Origin of the sequence: Paraburkholderia sp. BCC1885 (assembly GCF_900996235.1) — a bacterium.
GTDB lineage: Bacteria > Pseudomonadota > Gammaproteobacteria > Burkholderiales > Burkholderiaceae > Paraburkholderia.
Map to the genome: position 1 here is coordinate 19,419 of NZ_CAAJGM010000088.1, position 18,331 is coordinate 37,749.

Sequence of the window (18,331 nt, forward strand, 5' to 3'; positions counted from 1 at the left end):
CAAATGCAAAACGAATTCCGCAAGCTGTCAGACCTCACAGCTAGGTGCTTCGGGGCAAGCGCATTATAAATAGACCGCGCGCGACTAGATCAGTCCGGTGGCGATGGCTTTGACGACCGCTTGCACCTTGTTCGTCGCGGCCAGCTTCGACAACACGTTGTTGACATGAAAATTGACGGTTCGCTCGGAGATGCTGAGGATCTTGCCGATTTCATAAGAGGTCTTTCCCTCGCCAGTCCAGCGCAGCACTTCCCGTTCACGTGCGGTCAAAATGATGTTCGTTTCGGGTGCGAGCTTGGCCTGAAGGAACTGCCCCATGCGCATATGACAAAGATTCGCGAGCCAGTTTGCAGACAACTGCAGATCTTCCACCTCGCTGGACGCCAGCGTGTCCGCGTTGCGCGACATTGTCAGGAGTCCGAATGTACCGTGCACGGTCCAGCTCGAATGCGCCACCCCGATCTTGATGCCGAAGTCGCGTGCATCGGACCACAGGCGCGGCGCTTCATCGGTCATCGTATGCGGCCAGACCAGCAGATCCGAACGGCGCATGCCGGCCCGAACAATAGGGTCGATATCGAGAAAATCGTTGGCGCGATAGTGGTCCATCCACCCACGCGGGTACGTGTCGAAAATCCTGACCGCCGGCTTCGAGACTGGCAACGGCATGCGAATTCCGTAACAGCAATATTCGAATCCAAGACGTTCCGTGAAAGACGTTATTTGCTTGAATAGCTCATACTCGTCTTTCGCAGCGGAAACCTGCCGATAAGCATCCTGAAAGTACAATTCCATTGCGCCCCCGAATTAATTGCCTTATGTCGAACCACGCCCGTCCGGTAATAACCAAAGGTACAGGCCGATGACACACTCTCCGCTGTTTTCCCATTGCTCGTTGCCTGACGGCTACGTTCGCGTTCCCGAGTTCATGTTGACCCGGTTGACGTTGGCCCATGTCTCCTCCGGCATCGATGAAGGCCTGCTGGCGGATTTGCGCGCCGATGCCATTGACGCACTCGATGCCGGTTATACAGAGTGGCAAGGTGTAATTCCTCCATTGACCCCGCAGGTATCGGTTGGCTGGGATTGGTATATAGACGCCACGTCAGGCGCGTTTCTGATTGCCTGGGGCGACGTGAGAAGCAATCTCATGGGTGTTGATCGCTCAGGTACCGACCTCGGAATGGATTGCTCCGCAAGGGCGCTCGTACACCGGCTGATGCATCTGAACTGGTCACACCCGGTTGCGGCCAATGTGGCACATGTCTTGAGAGGCCGGCATCACACGCTTTCCTCTTTTCGACGACAGTAAGTGGTGCGGCGTGACGCGGGCGTATCAAACATCTTCCGGCCCATTTATAAGCAAAAGGTGTTCGCTTTGCAATCGCAAATTGACCTTAAGATGTGATATATCAGCGAATGAAAATATATTGTCATAAAACCCTGTCAAATCTGGCAGTTACTGCGTAACTAATTTGAGATTGATTGCGCCGGATTAAAGGCGCGCGGCCGTGCGGGCGCGCTCGCGCGGCGGCACGGATAAGTCCAGTCCGGGCCGGTCGGCACGCGGTTCTCCGACACCCAGCGATGCCCAGTTCCTGAACCTATGTTGAGGACTGAAGTCGGCACACTTCCGAATCCCGAGCGCAAGGCGCGCAATGTGACGAGCCGCGCCATGCTTTTGCTTTGTCCTGGGCTCTCTTGCGAAATTGGATTGCACCTATGCAGTGCTAACTAAGACGATATAAAAATAAATCGGACTAATTGTCGATCAATTTTACAAAGTTAGGATAGCTATTAATTTGGACGATTAAGTTTATTTGACCGGGTAGGTAAATTTCCGGATGCCGGGAAGGGTGCCGGAAGTCAAGGCTGGCGGGCATCAATAGGGTCCGGACGGATTAGATAGGTGGATTCGACTAATCAAAAGAAAAGATGTCTGTTTAGCGTCAATTTGATATCAACAGACGAAAAAAAATGTCATGACGCCCTGTCAAATCTATCAGTTACTCCACAACGCTGTGCGCGCTCTAATTCGCTCGATAAAAAGCGACCAAGGGTGCATGATGCGGACTTTCATTCACGACGACGGACGGCTGCCTGCCGATGTCGGTAACGCGCTCGCGCAGTATCGGCACGAGGTATTCGTCAAACAGTTGGGCTGGCGCCTGCCGATGGCCGATGACGAATTCGAGCGCGACCAGTACGACCGCGACGATACGGTGTATGTGGTTGGAGAAGACGAGGACGGCTCGATTTGCGGCTGCGCGAGACTTTTGCCGACCACACAGCCTTATCTGCTGAAGGACCTGTTTCCGTTTCTGCTTGCTGAAGGCATGCCGGCGCCGGAATCGTCCAAGGTCTGGGAGTTGTCCCGCTTCGCTGCAAGCCCGACTGCCGGCGAGCAACCCGAGGGCGGCAATCTCACCTGGTTCTTTCGGCCAATGCTGGCTTCGGTGGTGCGCTGCGCCGCACGGTTGGGCGCGAAGCAGATCATCGGCGTGACTTATCTGAGCATGGAGCGGCTATTCCGGCGCATCGGCGTGCATGCGCACCGGGCGGGGCCGGCGCAAAGCATCGACGGCAGAATGGTGGTGGCCTGCTGGATCGATATCGACAGTCAAACGCTCGCGGCTCTCGGTATTGACCTTGCGCTTGAGACGCGCCGGGTGCGAAGCGTGTCGAATCAGCGCTCGGCTGAACCGATCTACGCGGCGCAGCCCGAGGTGGATGTAGCGGAGCGTGCTATTGCTACCTGCTGAGTAAATAGCTTGCATCTGCTGGGTTCACGTTGATGAAGCCAGCGGGTGCAAGGTCAATCGCGCGGCCCGGTCGCACGAGACTTGATTTATTGACCATTCAGTCATAATATCAGTCTCCATGAGCCAGCCCGCGACCCTGAAGAAACCCCGCAGCACGAGCGCCCGAGGGCGTCCGCGCGAATTTGACACGTCCACGGTGCTCACGCACGCGAGCGAGGTGTTCTGGCGCCATGGCTATCACGCCACCTCGATCGACGACCTGTGCAAGGCTACCGGCCTGCTGCGCGGCAGTCTGTACGGCGTTTTCGGCGACAAGCACGGCATCATGCTGGCCGCGCTCGATCATTACGCGGACGGCTCGATCGCGCGCCTCGCGGAACGTCTGAACGCGCCGCTGCCGCCCGCCGAGGCGCTGCGTCACGCCATCCTGCATTACGCCAAGGCGGCCTCCGCGCTATCCACCCAGCGCAGTTGCCTGATCACCAACATCACGCTGGAAATGCAGTCCGACGACGCGGCGCTGCGCGAACGTGTCGCCGCCATCCAGCGCCGCATGGCGACGCTGCTGGCCGCCGCGGTGATTCGCGGCCAGGCAAGCGGCGCCTTCAGTTCGACTCTCGACGAAAAAGCCGTCAGCAATTTCCTGCTGTGCATTATTCAGGGATTGCGCGTACTCGGCCGGGTCGACCGCACGGAAAGCGAACTGACCGCTATCGTCGATATGGCGATGCGCGCGCTCGTCTAATTTTTGAACGGTTGGTCATGAATAGTGAATGCGTCAAATCCACGCCGGCGGCCTTCGCCGTTCCCGGCCAGCCAGAGGCAGCCGTCGCGGCGGCCGCTGTCGTGACAGAAAGCCCAGCCGCCGTCGCGCCGCGTCCCGAGCGGCAGGGGCTCGCGCTCGCCGTGTTGTTCGTCGGAGCGTTTCTCGCGCCGCTCGACTATTTCATTGTCAACCTGGCGCTGCCGGCTATTCATACCGGGCTCGGCGCCACGGATGCGCAACTGCAACTGATCGTCTCCGCGTATGCCTCGGCATACGCGGTGCTGCTGATTACCGGCGGGCGCCTCGGCGACCTGTTCGGCCGCCGCCGCATGTTTATGACCGGCATGGCGGGTTTCGTGCTGGCGTCGGCGCTGTGCGGTTTTGCACCGAACGGGCACATGCTGGTGATTGCCCGCATCGTGCAAGGCATGGCCGCGGCCGTGATGGCGCCGCAGGTACTGGCGACGGTTCGCGCGGTCGTGCCGCTGTCCCAGCAGACCCGCGTCATGAGTTTCTACGGCTTCGTATTCGGGCTCTCGTCGATCGTCGGGCAACTCGGCGGCGGCGCTCTGATCACCTATCGGCCGTTCGGCCTCGACTGGCGCGTCATTTTTCTGATCAACATTCCGGTGGGCATTCTCGCCTTCATCGGTAGCTGGAAATTCGTGCCGGAAAATCAGCCTGCCGTGCGCACCGGTGTCGACCTGAAGGGCGTGGCTTTGCTTTCGTTGTTGCTGCTGCTCATCATTTATCCGATGACGCATGGCCGCGAAGCCGGCTGGCCGGCCTGGACATTCGCAATGTTCGCGGCGAGCGTGCCGGTGCTGGCGCTTTTCATCGCCACGGAGCGGCGCGTGGAGCGGCGCGGCGGCCATCCGCTCGTCGATCTGCAACTGTTTCGCAATCGCGCGTTCGCGCTCGGCCTTGTGCTCGCGTTCCTGTTCTATTGCAACAGCGCATTCTTCCTGACCTACGGCATCTTCCTGCAAACCGGCCTGCACTGGACGCCGCTCGCCTCGGGCATCGCCATCATGCCGTTTGCGATCGGCTTCGTGGTGGGGCCGCTGACGTCGCCGGCGGTCGTGCGGCGCATCGGCGAGCATGTGCTGACGCTCGGCTTTGCGATGATGACGGTGGGTTTCACGCTGACCGGCTGGGCCGCCACCTACGCTCCCGCACCGGACCTGCCGTTTTACTGCGGGCTGGTCTGCGCGGGCGTCGGTCAGGGCCTGCTGCTGCCGTCGATTACCCGCATCGTCCTCATGGAAGTCGCGCCGGAGAAGGCGGGGCTCGCGTCGGGCGTCGTTACGTCCACCTTGCAGATCGGCTCGGCATTCGGCACTGCAGCAATCAGTGGCGCGTTTTTCGGCGTGCTGGGCGGACGCGCCTCGCCCGGCGCCTATGCGCACGCGTTTCAGTTCAGTCTTGGCATTAATGCGTTGCTAATGCTGACGTGTATCGGGCTCAGTGTGCTGCTAGTACGTCATCAGCAAACCGAATTACGGCGCGCGGCGTAATCCACCGCTATTGCGGCGGCAAATACCTGCGGCAATTTTAGGGTATTTCATTGCACCGTAATAATGCAGCGCCTCGCATTATTGGGGCATTCATGGATGATCGGCCCGTTTATGGGTGATTCCAACAATAATGATCTGATAAAAACGCGCCGATGATTCAAATAGCTTTCGCGGCCTGACAATGCCCGGCATGTTTTACTTTCATGTATTAAGTCTTGCGTAAATTGTTCTGCTGAAAGCGTCTGAAGGGTGCCTGAAACCCCAGATGGGATAGGGGTTTCGCCGTATGAGCATTGTTTCATCCGCTGAGCCGATGACCGAATTCCAATTCCCTGATGGATGAAAACGGTATCGATAAAAATCACTTGCAGGGACTAAATTCGATTGTTAATCTTGGCAAACTTTTTAAATCTTTTGCCAGCCACCTGTCTGAGACAATGGGTTAAAACACTCCAACGCTTTCGTCCCGGGGATTGATATGTTGACCGCCACCCTCGATGCATTCGATACACCGTCCATTGCGCCGCTGAACGTCGGCGACGTGGTTACGCTCAAATCGGGCGGTCCGCGCATGACGGTAACCTATGTCGGCCCCGTTGCGCTGACAACCGGTGACGGCGTGCTGTGCCAATGGTTCGACGAACATGGCGAACTGCGCCAGGAAATGTTCGAGCCGGAGCAGGTTCGGCTCGAACCGCGTTCCATCCCGCCCGGTTCGGTTCACCTCGGCCGTTTCGGCGGTCGCGCCGTGCAGCACGGCTAGGGCGCCATGCCGGCCCGTCGGGCTGGCTATTTGATACCCGGTTGATCCGATCTCACGCCGCAGACGGCGCGTCGATGGCTTTGGCCATCTCCGTGGTGGGTGTCCAGCCTAGTGCCGCATAAAGCGGGCGCCCCATCTGCGTGGCGTGCAGAATCGTGTACGACACGCCGCGCTGGTTAAACGCCGCCTCGGCCCGATCCATCAGCGCCCGCGCAATGCCGCGCTGCCGGTGGCTCGGTTCCACATAGACATTCAGCACATAGCCGCGCCGGTCCTGTTCCGGGTGCAGCGGATGCGGCGGCCAGTCGATTTCCATCAAGCCGATGCCGGCCACCGGCGTATCGCCATCCAGCGTGATAAATCCGAAGTACGACCCATCGGCGAGGCGCGGCTGCAGCCAGGCGCGGAAGGCGGGCGTCATGCGATCGAGCACGGCCGGTTCGCGGCCGGCCTCGCGGAACATTGCATAGCGATGGCGGCAGATCAGTTCGAGGTCGTCCGCCGTCAATGGGCGCGTGTGCAGTCCATTCACCGCCGCGCCTCCGTAGCCATGCGCACGGCGAGGCCTGCCAGCACGGTGCCCATCAGCCAGCGCTGCAGCAGAATCCACGCCGGCCGCCTGGCGAGAAATACCGCGATCGAGCCGGCCATCAGTGCGACCATCGCGTTGATCGTCAGGCTGAAGGCAATCTGCACCGCCCCCAGCACCAGCGACTGCTCCAGCACGTGGCCGCGCTGCGGTTCGATGAACTGCGGCAGCAGCGACAGATACAGCACCGCAATCTTCGGGTTCAGCAGATTGGTGACGAGACCCATTGCAAACAGCTTGCGCGGGCTGTCGGCGGGGAGATCGCGGACCTGAAACGGCGAACGGCCGCCCGGTTTGACGGCTTGCCAGGCGAGCCACAACATATAGAGGGCGCCGCCGAAACGCAGCGCGTCGTAGGCGAACGGCACGGCCAGCAGCAGGGCGGTGATGCCGAGCGCCGCGCTCAACATATAGAAGACAAAGCCGAGCGCGACGCCGCCCAGCGAAATCAGGCCGGCGGTACGACCCTGGCAGATCGAGCGCGAGACTAGGTACAGCATGTTTGGGCCGGGCGTTAGCGCCATTCCGAGTGAGACGAGGCCAAAGGTGAGCAGTTTGGCGAGTTCAGGCATTGCAGGGCTCCATGGAAATAACGATAACGGATGATTACAGCCGGCCCGGTACTAACACCGGGGCCGGCGGCACTGCGGTTGCGCCTGGCGCCTAGCGCCCGTTCTTGTTGCGCGAGGCGCGGTTTTGCACGCGCTGCACCAGCGCGACGGAAAAGCTGCGCATCGTGACGGTGCGCCGCGTTTGCAGCACTTCGACGGCGACGTCCTTCGGCGGGTTAGGCTGCAGCGCCCAGTAGAGCGCGGCGAGCCAGCCGAAGCCGGTCCAGCCGAGGCAGGCGTTGAACAGGGCGAGCGTCAGCACGTCGTGGCGTTTGCGGCGGTCGGCGAGGATGGCGGGCAGGAAGTACGACCCCAGTGCAACCACCGCGGCTACGGCTTGAACAACCGTGCTGGTTCCCATCGCGGTTCTCCATGCGTAGTGTGATTCCTTACGATTGTCGCGCGAATGGCGCTTTTGCGCAGCCGGTTGTGGTGCGACGCCAAACAGCCGCCAAACAGCCGCCAAACGGCCGATTAGCCGAACGGGGGCTTCAGGCCGGCACCGTAGAGGTCTATCATGTGCGTTTTGACCGACCGACCGGACAGCCGACATGATTTCCGACGACACCACCCAGCAGGCCAAACAGATCAACCATGACACGCTGCGCGAGTTTGTCGAGCGCAAGTGGAACGACGAGATCGTGCCGGCGCTGACCGACTATATCGCCATCCCCGCCAAAAGCCCGGGCTTCGACGCGGACTGGGTCAAGCACGGTTATATCGACCGCGTGGTGACGGACGCGGCGCAATGGGCCGAGCAGCAGCCGGTCAAAGGTTTGAAGCTGGAAGTGGTCCGCTTGCCGGGCCGCACGCCGGTCATTTTCTTCGAGACGCCGGCTACCCGTTCGGGCAGCACCGAGACCATCCTGCTGTATGGCCATCTGGACAAGCAGCCCGAATTCGACGGCTGGCGCAACGACCTCGGCCCGTGGACCCCGAAACTGGAAGACGGCAAGCTGTACGGCCGTGGCGGCGCGGATGACGGTTATGCCATCTATGCAAGCGTCACGGCGCTCGCCGCGCTCGACGCGCAAGGAGTGGAGCGGCCGCGCTGCGTCGGCCTGATCGAAACCTGCGAGGAGTCGGGCAGCTACGACCTGCTGCCCTATGTCGATGCCCTGCGCGAGCGGCTCGGCAAAGTCGGGCTGGTGGTGTGCCTCGACTCGGGCGCCGGCAATTACGATCAACTGTGGCTGACCAAGTCGCTGCGCGGCCTGGTGGCGGGCGACCTCGAAGTGCACGTGCTCGACGAAGGCATTCACTCGGGCGGTTATGGCGGCATCACGCCATCGAGCTTCCGCATCATGCGGCAACTGTTCGACCGCCTCGAAGATTCGGCGAACGGCAATCTGCTGCCAAAGGGTTTCCATTGTCCGATTCCGGCCGACCGTCTGCGCGAAGCGGAGGCGACCGCCCGCATTCTGGGTGACGACGTCTGGAAGAAGATTCCGTGGGCGTGCGGCCAGGACGGCCGCCAGGTCCTGCCTACCACCACCGATCCGAAAGAGGCGCTGCTCAATTCGACGTGGCGGCCGTCGCTGTCGGTGACGGGCGCGGCCGGCTTGCCGGCCATCGCCGACGCCGGCAACGTGCTGCGTCCGCGTACCGCGTTCAAGCTGTCGCTGCGCCTGCCGCCGCTGCTCGATGCAGCCACGGCCGTGGCCGAACTGAAAGCATTGCTTGAGTTCGACCCGCCGTACAACGCCAAGGTCACGTTCAAGCCGGATGCCGGCGCAGCCACCGGCTGGAGCGCGCCGGATCTCGCGCCGTGGCTCGCTACGGCGCTGAACGACGCGTCGCGTCAACACTATGGCGCGGACTGCGCGTACATGGGGCAGGGCGGCACGATTCCGTTGATGAACGTGCTCAAGGAAGGCTTCCCGCACTCGCAATTCATGGTGTGCGGCGTGCTCGGACCGAAGTCGAACGCGCACGGTCCGAACGAGTTCCTGCATGTGCCGTATGGCAAGAAGCTCACCTCGACGGTTGCCGACGTGATCGCCGCGGCGCCCTGACCGGGATCTGACGGCTGTTGTATGCCTCAGCCAGGGCCGGCCGCCGTTGCGCCGCCCCTCGGCCCTGGCTGAGGCCGTAGTTCTCCGGCACCGTAGACCCGCTGCCGGCGCGATGTAGAAGCGTGTGCCGATCCAACCCTGCTCACCGATACTGCGAATGAACGATCCCCGTCCTGGCTACCCGTCTCCGCTGCGAATTCCGTCCGCCACCCTGCACGACTACGTGCGCGCCATCTGGGAGCAAGCCGGCAGCGAGCCGCACGAGGCGCAACTGGTCGCGGACCATCTGCTGGCCGCCAATCTCACCGGTCACGATTCGCATGGCGTCGGCATGATTCCGCGTTATGTGGCCTCGCTCGGCGACCACGAGCTGAAGCTCAATCTGCACGCGCAAGTCGCGCGCGATGCGGGCGCGGTGCTGACCATCGACGGCGGCAAAGGCTTCGGCCAGGTGATTGCCTATGAGGCGATGGAGCACGGCATCGAGCGCGCCAAACGCCTCGGGGTGTGCGCGGTGGGGCTGCGCGGCGCGCATCATATTGGCCGCATCGGTCACTGGGCCGAGCAATGCGCGCGTGCGGGGCTCGTCTCGTTTCATTTCGTCAACGTGGCGGGCGACCCGCTCGTCGCGCCGTTCGGCGGCACCGACCGCCGTATCGGCACCAATCCGTTTTGCGCCGCTTTTCCGCGCAGCGGCAAGCCGCCGCTCGTGCTCGACTTCGCCACTAGCGCGGTGGCCTTCGGCAAGGTGCGGGTCGCGTATAACCAGGGCAAACAGGTGCCGCCCGGAGCGCTGATCGACCACGAAGGGCGTCCCACGCTCGAACCGAAAACCATGATCGAACCGCCGCTCGGCTCGTTGACGCCATTCGGCGGCCACAAGGGTTTCGGGCTCGCGGCGATGTGCGAGATATTCGGCGGCGCCCTGTCCGGCGGTTTCACGACGCATGCGGATACACTCGGCGCCAACCACGCCATCATCAATTGCATGCTGTCGGTCGTCATCAATCCTGCCGCCTTCGATGCACCCAATGCCGAAGCTGAAGCCGAGGCGTTTCTCGACTGGGTGAAGGCCTCGCCGCTTGCCGCGGGTACTGATCACATCCAGGCGCCGGGCGAACCCGAGCGTGCTATCCGCGCTGAGCGTGAGGCGCAGGGCGTGCCCATCGACCCCGCGACCTGGCAGCAGATCAACGACGCGGCGCTTGCTGTCGGCATGCCGGAACAGCAGGTCGAGCGCTGGTCGAAGCATCTGCAATAACGACGCTGCCGGCGCTTCCGCCGGCATGCCGCCACGCCACACGCCATCCGCAAAATTCCGCTCGTCTACGCTGGCGGTAACTTTTTACCGCCGCTTTTATTTCCGGCAATAAATTCCGGAATCCGTAGCAAATTCACCTGCGGCGCATCGCTGAACGCATGCCTTCCACGGGCAATCGTTTGCGCCAGTCAAATCCTTTCTGCGTTTCAAACCACTCCTTAAATCACCCTTCGCGGCTTCGCAAGGACAACTTGCGTTCGTCCGTTAGCAAGCCGCTCCCCGCTTATTCAGGTCTGCTTTAGGCTCGACTTGCATGACCGCCGTTTAACCTTAAAGGACCGTTCAAAATGAATCTTCACAGTCATCACGCCTGCCGTCCGTTCCTCGAAGCGGGGAATCTTTCGCAAATTTCGGCCTACTACGAAGAAGGGCGCAACGTCATGTGGATGATGTTGCGCGCACAACCCCGTCCCTGTTTCAACCTCGAGCTGGTACACGATATTCTGGGACTCGCCCAGGCCGCACGCGATTCGGGTCTGCCGATCGATTTCTGGGTCACCGGCTCGTTGGTCCCATCCATCTACAACGTCGGCGGCGATCTCGACTTCTTCGCGGAGACGATCCGCGCCGGCAGGCGCCAGGCGTTGATGGCGTATGCGCGGGCCTGCGTCGATTGCGTGCATGCAGCAGCGCGCGGCTTCGACACCGGTGCAATCTCTATCGCGATGGTGGAGGGGACCGCGCTGGGAGGCGGCTTCGAAGCCGCGCTCGCGCATCATTTCCTGCTGGCGCAGAACGACGTGCGCATGGGTTTTCCGGAGATCGCCTTCAATCTGTTCCCCGGCATGGGCGGCTATTCGCTGGTGGCGCGCAGGGCCGGCATGCGTCTCGCTGAAGAGCTGATCGGCGTGGGCGAGTCGCACACGGCGGAGTGGTACGCGAGCAGAGGGCTCGTCGACCAGTTGTTCGAGCCGGGCGAGGCTTATGTGGCCACCCGCACATTCATCGACACCTTGCGCCCGAAGATGAACGGCATTCGCGCCATGCTGCGGGCGCGCCAGCGGGTGCTGCAACTTTCGCGCGCCGAGTTGATGGAAATTACCGAGGACTGGGTGGAGGCCGCCTTCACCATCGAGGAAAAGGATCTGGCCTTCATGGAGCGGCTTGTCATGTTGCAGAACCGCCGCACTGCGACGATGCGCCAGAATAGCGCCAGCATCGCCTGAAACGGGTGGAAGCTCAGGCGATCAGCCTGAGCTTCTGCCGCTCGCGCAGCCACTGTTCGAATTCGGCGGCCGGCATGGGTTGGCCGTACAGAAAGCCCTGCACGTATTCCACGCCAAGCCCCTTCATAAACGCTTCTTCGGCTTCCGTTTCGATCCCTTCGGCGACCACCTTGAAATTCAGCTCCTGGGCCACCGCCACCATCGAGCGCACCAGCGCCTGCGATTTGGAATTTTCGTTGATCGAGCGGACGAAGCTGCGATCGAGCTTGATGACATCCAGCGGAATGCGCCCGAGTTGCGACAACGACGAATAGCCGGTGCCGAAGTCGTCGAGATGCACCTGCGCGCCGAGCTGGCGGAATTGCGTAATGAGCTCGATCGCGGCTGCTTCGTCTTCGATCAGGCAGCTTTCGGTGAGTTCGAGGTCGACGAGGCACGGATCGAGCCCGGCCTGTTGCAACGCCTCGGCGAAATGCCTGACGACCGCGGTATCCACCAGTTGCCGTGCCGAGACGTTGATCGCCACCCGCAGATTGTGGCCGGCGGCTTTCCAGCGGGCCGCCTGCATGGCCGCGGTTTGCATGACCCAGCGGCCGAGATGGCCGATCAGCCCGGATTCTTCTGCATAGCGAATGAATTCCGTGGGCATGATCTGGCCGCGCTCCGGCGAATTCCAGCGGATCAGCGCTTCGACGCCATGCACCACGCCGGTGGAAAGCGAGAGCTTCGGTTGATAGAACAGCGTGAACTGGCCTTCTTCGAGACCACGCCGCAGATTGGTGTCGAGCCACATGTACTCGGCCACCTTGCGGTCCATCTCCTGCGAAAACACCCGGTAGGTGCGCTTGCCTTCGTCTTTGGCGACGTACATCGCGGTGTCCGCCGAACGGATCAGCGACTCGAGGCTGTCGCCATGTTCCGGGCACAGCGCAATGCCGATCGAGCAGCCGGTGTAGACCTCCACGAGCCCGAGACTGAAGGGCGTGCGCAGGCGTTCGATAACACGTTGCGCGGTGGCTTCGAGCGACTCGACGGTGCCGGTCGCGGCCAGCACGATGAATTCGTCGCCGCCCAGCCGCGCGAGCGTATCGCCTTCGTTCAGGCAGGTGCTGATGGCCGCCGAAACGTCCTTGATCAGCCGGTCGCCGAACACGTGGCCGTAGTGGTCGTTGACCTTCTTGAAGTTGTCCAGATCGAGGAACAGGATGCCGACCGACTCGTTCGGCGCCGCGCTCGCAATCGCCGCACGCACCTTGTCCTGGATCGCGTTGCGATTGGCCAGACCGGTGAGCGAATCGGTGTTCGCCAGTTCGGTGAGACGTTCCTGGGCGCGGCGTTCCTCGGTGATGTCGGTGCCGGAGCAGATCAGGAACTGCTCGTCGACGCCGCTGCCGCTCTGCACGAACTTGTTGCGAAACAGGAACAGCCGCTCGCCGTGGACGGTCTTGACCCAGCGTTCGACTTCATACGACACGCCACGGTTAAAGAACCCGGCAATATTCTGGCTCGACGCCGCGCCGGCTTCGGATGACATGAACAGCGCCCACACACTGCGCCCGACGATGTCTTCCTCTTTCATGCCGGTGAGTTCTTCGGCGAGGCGATTGAAGCGTTGTATACGGCCATTACGATCGACGATCACCACGACCGAGTTGACTTCCGACACCACCTGCTCGGCAAACGACAAGCCATGAACCAGGTCGCGCGCGACTGATTCGGTATCCTCATAGGCCGAAGCCGTACCCGCCCAGAGATTGCTGCTCAGCTTCTTGCCGACCAGATGCAGCCGCAGCGGCTCGCCGAACAGACGCACGTCGAGCAACAGATGCGAGGTGACGCCGGCGAGGCGGCGAATCTGCGCGGCCTGCTGCGGATTGAGCGGAATGGCGGCGTTGGCTGGAATAGCGCCGGTGACAGGCGTGAGTTCGAGTGCGTTGCTGTCTTTGGACAAACGCCAGCAAGGGCTGCTTGTGCCGAACTGGGCATAAAGCACCTGGTCGTGTTGGTCGTCGTTCATAGCGTTTCCCGGGCAAGTCGTGGCTTGCGGGCCGACAGCGTGAACCGGCGGCTGGCGGATGGCAAACAGTCTACATCGGATGAATGTTGTGCTTCATTGTATCCAGGCGGAATGCACTCGCGGTCATAAACGTTAACGGCAAGGCAATCTTTTATCTTTAGATAACCCCAAACTTTAATAACGGCGTGCCAGGGTGGTGCGCATCTGTTCCCGTATGGGCGCTTCGCTATTTGTCAGATAAATGAATTCGCCCGCTACTAGCGTGGCCACCGCCACGCCATCCCGATACAGCACGCGATTGCCCGCTACCGCCGGCACCTTGTCGCCGGGCAATAACGTGCCGACGAGGTTCAGCGGGTCGGTGGCCGCCACACAGACATAGGCGCCGTCGTTGGCGTGACGGCGCACCTCGCGCAACAGCGGGATGGCTTCCGGCAGCGCGAACTGTTCGCCCGACAGGCCGTTGATAAAACGGCCGCCGCGCACTTCGCCGCGTGCTTCGAGGCGTTGCAGGATCCGCAGCAGATCGCGCCACGGCGGCAGCCATTCGGCTTCACGCGCAAGCAGACGCCAGAACACCACGCCATAGCGGCGTAACAAAGTCTTCACGACGTGTTCAATGACCTCGGGCGCGAGCCGCGAGCTTTTGGCGGCAAGCGCGGCCGCCGGCGCGCTCCCCGCCGATGCGTTATCGCCCGTATCCACCACGGTCACGCTGCGCCGCCGAACCAGCGCCCAGCGGCCCGCGTCGTCCATGCCGCCGATCGGTGCGCCGCCGCGCGGGCGCCGGCGATTGTGATGCGCCTGGCGTTTCGCGGCCGGCTTCAGCAAGGCGCGCAAACCGGCAAAACTGTCCGAGTTCGCGAGTCCCGCCGCTACCAGTTCGCCGAGTGCATTTTCCAGTTCTATTCCGAGCAGACGCGTCTCGCCTTGCAGTTCGTCGAAGAACATCGCGCCGTGTTGCGTGAGCGCGTCATAAACGCTTTGCGCGCGCGCCGACAGTGTGGGCTGTTCCGCCTGGTCGATCAGCGCGCTCCATAAGCCGACGTCGCGGCGCGGCAACAAAACGATCGGAGTGCTACGTACCGGTGCACCGCCTGCGTGCATGCGTTCGGTCAGACGCGTCCAGACGAGCTTTCCCGAGCGGCACAGTTCGTCAAGCGAGCTGATCGAATAGTCCTTGAGGCGCGCCGGCAGGATGTCTTCCTCCCAGGCGGCGGCCGCGGCTTCGAAACCCGCCAACTGATCGAGCACGCCCGCGAGCGCGTCGCGTCCTTCGCCGCGCGTACCCGGCGTCAGATGTTGCCACTCGAACAGGAAGCGCATGAAATCGTGCCGCTCGACCGGTTCGATCTCGCGCCGCAGGCGCCGCACGGTATAGCGATGAATCCGCGCCAGCAGATGGCGTTCGCACCATTGCTCGCTGGAGGCGCCCGGCGTGAAGCGGCCGCGCATCACGTAGCCTTGCGCTTCGAGTGCGGTCAGGGCGCGCTCGACCGCAGCGGCCGGCACCGCCAGCGCGTCGGCGACATCCGCCACCGGCAGCGGGCCGAATCCCGTCAGGCGCGCGCGCACGACGTCGACGAGCGCCTCGTCGTGATTCCAGGCTGCGGTGAAACCCTTGGGCGCGGCGATGGGCGGCTCGAAACTGGCGTCCGGGTAGATGGCCTGCAGGCAGGTCAGGCGTTCGGCCGCCAGCCAGAGTTCGGCGCCGCCCGATGTGTGCAGGCGGCTTGCGCGTCCCGCCTCGGCAAGCGCGTCGAGCCATTCCGGCCAGTTCGCATTTTGCTGCGTCTCGGCCACGGTGATGCAGCCAAGGCCGGTCAGCGCCTCGTGCATTTCGTCGATGCCGCGCGGCTGCGGCCAGGCTTCCTCGCGCACGCCGGCAATCGCGTCCGCATCGAGTGCGCCGAGGTCGTCCGCCGACGCGGGATCCGACCAGCGCCGGTTCAGCACGGCCTGGGTGCGGCGCTCTTCGATCGGCGCGTCGTCGAGATAGGCATAGGGCTTGGCGGTAAGGATCTCGGCCGCGAGCGGCGAGGGCGCCGGCAATTCGCGCGTCACCAGTTTCACCTCGCCCCGCTCCATGCGGCGCAACAGGCTCAGCCAACCTTCGGTGTCCATGGCTTCGTGCAGGCAATCGTCGACGGTCTGATCGACCAGCGGATGATGCGGCAGTTCGCGCTCGCCGACGATATTCTCCAGGCACGCCGCCTGATCGGGAAACACCGACGCCAGCAGGTCTTCGCTGCGCATGCGCTGGATCTGCGGCGCGGTTTTGCGCCCGCCGCTGTAACGCGGCAAGGCCAGCGACGTGGTCGCGTTCCAGCGCCAGCGCACGCCGAACAGCGGCGCGTCGAGCAGCGCCTGGATCAACAGATGTTCCGCGCTGTTCGAGTGCAGATAGCGCCACACCTCATCGAGTGCGAAGCTGTGGCTGCCGGTCAGCGAGAGGATGATGGCGTCCTCGGTCGCGGCTGCCTGCAATTCGAAATTGAAGGTGCGGCAAAAACGCTTGCGCAGCGCGAGGCCCCACGCGCGATTGACGCGGCTGCCGAACGGCGCGTGAATCACCAGTTGTGTGCCGCCCGATTCGTCGAAGAAGCGCTCCATGACGAGGGTGTTTTGCGTCGGCAGCGCGCTCAGGGCGGCGCGGGCGCGGGCGAGATATTCGACGATCTGGCGTGCGGCGGCTTCGTCGAGGCCGAGCGTGGCGGTCATCCAGTGAATCGCGCGGTCGAGGCGCGCGGTGTTCGACGCCGCCATGCGGGCGGGCGCCTCGGCCACGGCGACGTCGTGCAGCGGCGAGGAGGGGTACGCGCTGGCTGCCGTTGCGCTTGCCGCCAAGGCTTCAACTGGCGCAACGACATCATCATCCGCAAGCAACGCATCCATCTGCGCCCGCAGCCGCGCGACCCCGAACGACAGTTCGTCGCTGCGTCCCGGCGCTTCGCCGAGCCAGAACGGAATATTGGGCGGCTGGCCTTGCGCATCCTCCACCCGCACGCGGCCCGCTTCCACGCGCAGGATGCGATACGACGCGTTGCCCAACTGAAACACGTCGCCCGCGAGGCTCTCCACGGCGAAGTCCTCGTTGACCGTGCCGATATTCACGGCCTGCGGTTCGAGGATCACCGCGTAGTCGGCGTTCTCGGGAATCGTGCCGCCCGAAGTCACCGCGACCAGCTTGCCGCCGCGCCGGCCGCGCAGCGTGCCCGTGACGGCGTCGCGATGCAGCCACGCGCCGCGCGGACCGTGGCGGCTGGTGTAGCCTTCCGCCAGCATGCGCAGCACCGCGTCGTATTGGTCGCGCTCGAGATCGGCGTAAGGCGCGGCGCCGCGCATCAGGTCGAACAGCGCATCTTCGCTCCATTCGGCGCTCGAGACTTCGGCGACGATCTGCTGGGCCAGCACATCGAGCGGCGCGCGCGGAATCTGCAGTGCGTCGAGTTCGCCGCGCCGCACGCAATCGAGCAGGGCCGCGCATTCGATCAGGTCGTCGCGCGAGGTGGGAAACAGGCGCCCCTTCGGCATGCCGCCCACGTGGTGTCCGGAACGTCCGACGCGTTGCAGGAATGGCGCGATGGCGCGCGGTGAGCCCATCTGGCAGACCAGATCGACGTCGCCGATATCGATGCCGAGTTCTAGCGATGCCGTCGCGATCAGCACGCGCAGCTCGCCGCGCTTGAGACGCTGCTCGGCGTCGAAGCGATGTTCCTTGGCGAGGCTGCCATGGTGGGCCGCGACGGCGTCCTTGCCGAGCCGCTCCGTGAGATGGCGCGCGGCGCGCTCGGCCATGCGGCGCGTGTTGACGAAGATGAGCGTGGTGCGGTGCTGCGCGATCAGTTCGGCGAGCCGGTTGTAGACCAGCTCCCAGACTTCGTTGGCCATGACCGCTTCGAGCGGCACCGGCGGAATCTCCAGCGCGAGGTCGCGGGGGCGCACATGACCGACGTCGACGATCGCGCAATCCACCGGCGCGGCGCTGGTGACGCTCGCGCCGCCCACCAGAAAACGCGCCACCGCTTCGATCGGCTTTTGCGTCGCCGACAGGCCGATACGCGGCAGGCGCCGCCCGCACAGCGCATCGAGCCGTTCGAGGCTGAGCGCGAGGTGACTGCCGCGCTTGCTGCCCGCTAGCGCGTGGATTTCGTCGACGATCACCGTGCGCGTGGTGGCCAGCATGCGCCGTCCCGAATCCGAGCCGAGCAGGACATAAAGCGATTCCGGCGTGGTCACCAGAATGTGCGGCGCGCGCTTGCGCAGCGCGGTGCGTTCCTGCTGGGTGGTGTCGCCGGTACGCACGGCGGTGCGGATATCGAGCGGCGGCAGGCCGCGTGCCCTGAGTTCGGCGGCGATGCCTTCCAGCGGCACTTGCAGGTTCAGACGGATGTCGTTGGAAAGCGCCTTGAGTGGCGACACGTACACCACCAGCGTTTCGTCCGGTAGCTCGCCGCCGTTGGCGAGACCTTGCTGGACGAGGTCGTCGAGCGCGGACAGAAACGCCGTCAGCGTCTTGCCGGAGCCGGTGGGCGCGGCGACCAGTGTCGAGCGCCCGCTGCGGATCGGCGGCCATGCGGCGAGCTGCGCGTCCGTCGGCGCCGGAAACGTTTTCAGGAACCAGTCAGCAACCGCTGGATGAAAGCTGTCCAGCACGCCGCGCGGGGGAGAGGCGGGAGTCATGCTGCCGTAGGTGGGGGCGCGACGGGCCATATCCAGAGGTGTGGCGCACGATGCGCCGCAGAAAATAGCAGAGTTCAGTCTCGCAGGTTTTTACCCGGCATGCCACGGAGTTTCACGCGGT

At 63.2% G+C, this 18,331-nt stretch carries 13 protein-coding genes and 1 pseudogene; 8 read left to right on the top strand and 6 right to left on the bottom strand.

Going from position 1 to position 18,331, the window contains the following annotated elements:
• Nucleotides 1-84 precede the first annotated feature (84 nt).
• Nucleotides 85-795, bottom strand: coding sequence for an autoinducer binding domain-containing protein (locus tag FQ755_RS06970; protein WP_144152495.1), 711 nt, complete (start codon nt 793-795; stop codon nt 85-87).
• 67 nt (nt 796-862) lie between these two features.
• Here FQ755_RS06970 and FQ755_RS06975 point away from each other — a divergent pair, with 67 nt between their 5' ends.
• From FQ755_RS06975 to FQ755_RS06995, 5 genes and pseudogenes are all read left to right on the top strand, one after another.
• The gene (locus tag FQ755_RS06975; RefSeq protein ID WP_144152497.1) at nt 863-1,312 is read left to right on the top strand and encodes a DUF4902 domain-containing protein; all 450 of its coding nucleotides are present in this window, start codon (nt 863-865) and stop codon (nt 1,310-1,312) included.
• A 754-nt stretch (nt 1,313-2,066) separates the two neighbouring features.
• Nucleotides 2,067-2,648 (top strand): annotated as a pseudogene (locus tag FQ755_RS06980) (acyl-homoserine-lactone synthase); the annotation flags it as partial.
• 232 nt (nt 2,649-2,880) lie between these two features.
• Nucleotides 2,881-3,507, top strand: a complete 627-nt coding sequence (locus FQ755_RS06985; protein WP_144152499.1) for a TetR/AcrR family transcriptional regulator — start codon at nt 2,881-2,883, stop codon at nt 3,505-3,507.
• 17 nt (nt 3,508-3,524) lie between these two features.
• Nucleotides 3,525-5,045 carry an MFS transporter gene (locus FQ755_RS06990; RefSeq protein ID WP_144152502.1) on the top strand — a complete coding sequence of 507 codons (1,521 nt, stop codon included), beginning with the start codon at nt 3,525-3,527 and terminating at the stop codon, nt 5,043-5,045.
• 478 nt (nt 5,046-5,523) lie between these two features.
• Entirely contained in the window at nt 5,524-5,808 is a 285-nt protein-coding gene (locus FQ755_RS06995) for a YodC family protein (RefSeq protein ID WP_144152504.1), read from the top strand.
• A gap of 52 nt (nt 5,809-5,860) precedes the next feature.
• Here FQ755_RS06995 and FQ755_RS07000 read toward each other — a convergent pair whose 3' ends face one another.
• From FQ755_RS07000 to FQ755_RS07010, 3 genes are all read right to left on the bottom strand, one after another.
• On the bottom strand, nt 5,861-6,331 hold the full coding sequence (locus FQ755_RS07000) for a GNAT family N-acetyltransferase (protein ID WP_222105721.1): 471 nt from the start codon (nt 6,329-6,331) through the stop codon (nt 5,861-5,863).
• Between the two features lie 5 nt (nt 6,332-6,336).
• Entirely contained in the window at nt 6,337-6,969 is a 633-nt protein-coding gene (locus FQ755_RS07005; protein WP_144152506.1) for a LysE family translocator, read from the bottom strand.
• Nucleotides 6,970-7,060: 91 nt separating this feature from the next.
• Nucleotides 7,061-7,369, bottom strand: a complete 309-nt coding sequence (locus tag FQ755_RS07010) for a superinfection immunity protein (RefSeq protein WP_144152508.1) — start codon at nt 7,367-7,369, stop codon at nt 7,061-7,063.
• 190 nt (nt 7,370-7,559) lie between these two features.
• Between FQ755_RS07010 and FQ755_RS07015 the strand changes: the two genes are divergently transcribed.
• From FQ755_RS07015 to FQ755_RS07025, 3 genes are all read left to right on the top strand, one after another.
• Nucleotides 7,560-9,023: a M20 family metallopeptidase gene (locus FQ755_RS07015; protein ID WP_144152510.1), complete on the top strand. Its 1,464-nt coding sequence runs from the start codon at nt 7,560-7,562 to the stop codon at nt 9,021-9,023.
• Between the two features lie 157 nt (nt 9,024-9,180).
• Nucleotides 9,181-10,284 carry a malate/lactate/ureidoglycolate dehydrogenase gene (locus FQ755_RS07020; RefSeq protein ID WP_144152511.1) on the top strand — a complete coding sequence of 368 codons (1,104 nt, stop codon included), beginning with the start codon at nt 9,181-9,183 and terminating at the stop codon, nt 10,282-10,284.
• Between the two features lie 347 nt (nt 10,285-10,631).
• Nucleotides 10,632-11,510 carry a crotonase/enoyl-CoA hydratase family protein gene (locus FQ755_RS07025; protein WP_144152513.1) on the top strand — a complete coding sequence of 293 codons (879 nt, stop codon included), beginning with the start codon at nt 10,632-10,634 and terminating at the stop codon, nt 11,508-11,510.
• Nucleotides 11,511-11,523: 13 nt separating this feature from the next.
• On the opposite strand, the gene pdeR is transcribed toward FQ755_RS07025, so the two are convergent.
• Both pdeR and FQ755_RS07035 read right to left on the bottom strand, forming a co-directional pair.
• Nucleotides 11,524-13,527 carry a cyclic di-GMP phosphodiesterase gene (pdeR, locus tag FQ755_RS07030; protein ID WP_144152515.1) on the bottom strand — a complete coding sequence of 668 codons (2,004 nt, stop codon included), beginning with the start codon at nt 13,525-13,527 and terminating at the stop codon, nt 11,524-11,526.
• A 174-nt stretch (nt 13,528-13,701) separates the two neighbouring features.
• The gene (locus tag FQ755_RS07035) at nt 13,702-18,240 is read right to left on the bottom strand and encodes a DEAD/DEAH box helicase (protein ID WP_144152517.1); all 4,539 of its coding nucleotides are present in this window, start codon (nt 18,238-18,240) and stop codon (nt 13,702-13,704) included.
• Between the last annotated feature and the right edge of the window lie 91 nt (nt 18,241-18,331).

Excerpts from the sequence above, each read along its gene's own strand:
- FQ755_RS06985 (WP_144152499.1), top strand. The coding sequence starts at position 2,881 with ATGAGCCAGCCCGCGACCCTGAAGAAACCCCGCAGCACGAGCGCCCGA.
- FQ755_RS07005 (WP_144152506.1), bottom strand. The coding sequence starts at position 6,969 with ATGCCTGAACTCGCCAAACTGCTCACCTTTGGCCTCGTCTCACTCGGA.
- FQ755_RS06970 (WP_144152495.1), bottom strand. The coding sequence starts at position 795 with ATGGAATTGTACTTTCAGGATGCTTATCGGCAGGTTTCCGCTGCGAAA.
- FQ755_RS07020 (WP_144152511.1), top strand. The coding sequence starts at position 9,181 with ATGAACGATCCCCGTCCTGGCTACCCGTCTCCGCTGCGAATTCCGTCC.
- FQ755_RS06990 (WP_144152502.1), top strand. The coding sequence starts at position 3,525 with ATGAATAGTGAATGCGTCAAATCCACGCCGGCGGCCTTCGCCGTTCCC.
- FQ755_RS07010 (WP_144152508.1), bottom strand. The coding sequence starts at position 7,369 with ATGGGAACCAGCACGGTTGTTCAAGCCGTAGCCGCGGTGGTTGCACTG.
- FQ755_RS06975 (WP_144152497.1), top strand. The coding sequence starts at position 863 with ATGACACACTCTCCGCTGTTTTCCCATTGCTCGTTGCCTGACGGCTAC.
- FQ755_RS07025 (WP_144152513.1), top strand. The coding sequence starts at position 10,632 with ATGAATCTTCACAGTCATCACGCCTGCCGTCCGTTCCTCGAAGCGGGG.
- FQ755_RS07035 (WP_144152517.1), bottom strand. The coding sequence starts at position 18,240 with ATGGCCCGTCGCGCCCCCACCTACGGCAGCATGACTCCCGCCTCTCCC.
- pdeR (WP_144152515.1), bottom strand. The coding sequence starts at position 13,527 with ATGAACGACGACCAACACGACCAGGTGCTTTATGCCCAGTTCGGCACA.
- FQ755_RS07015 (WP_144152510.1), top strand. The coding sequence starts at position 7,560 with ATGATTTCCGACGACACCACCCAGCAGGCCAAACAGATCAACCATGAC.
- FQ755_RS06995 (WP_144152504.1), top strand. The coding sequence starts at position 5,524 with ATGTTGACCGCCACCCTCGATGCATTCGATACACCGTCCATTGCGCCG.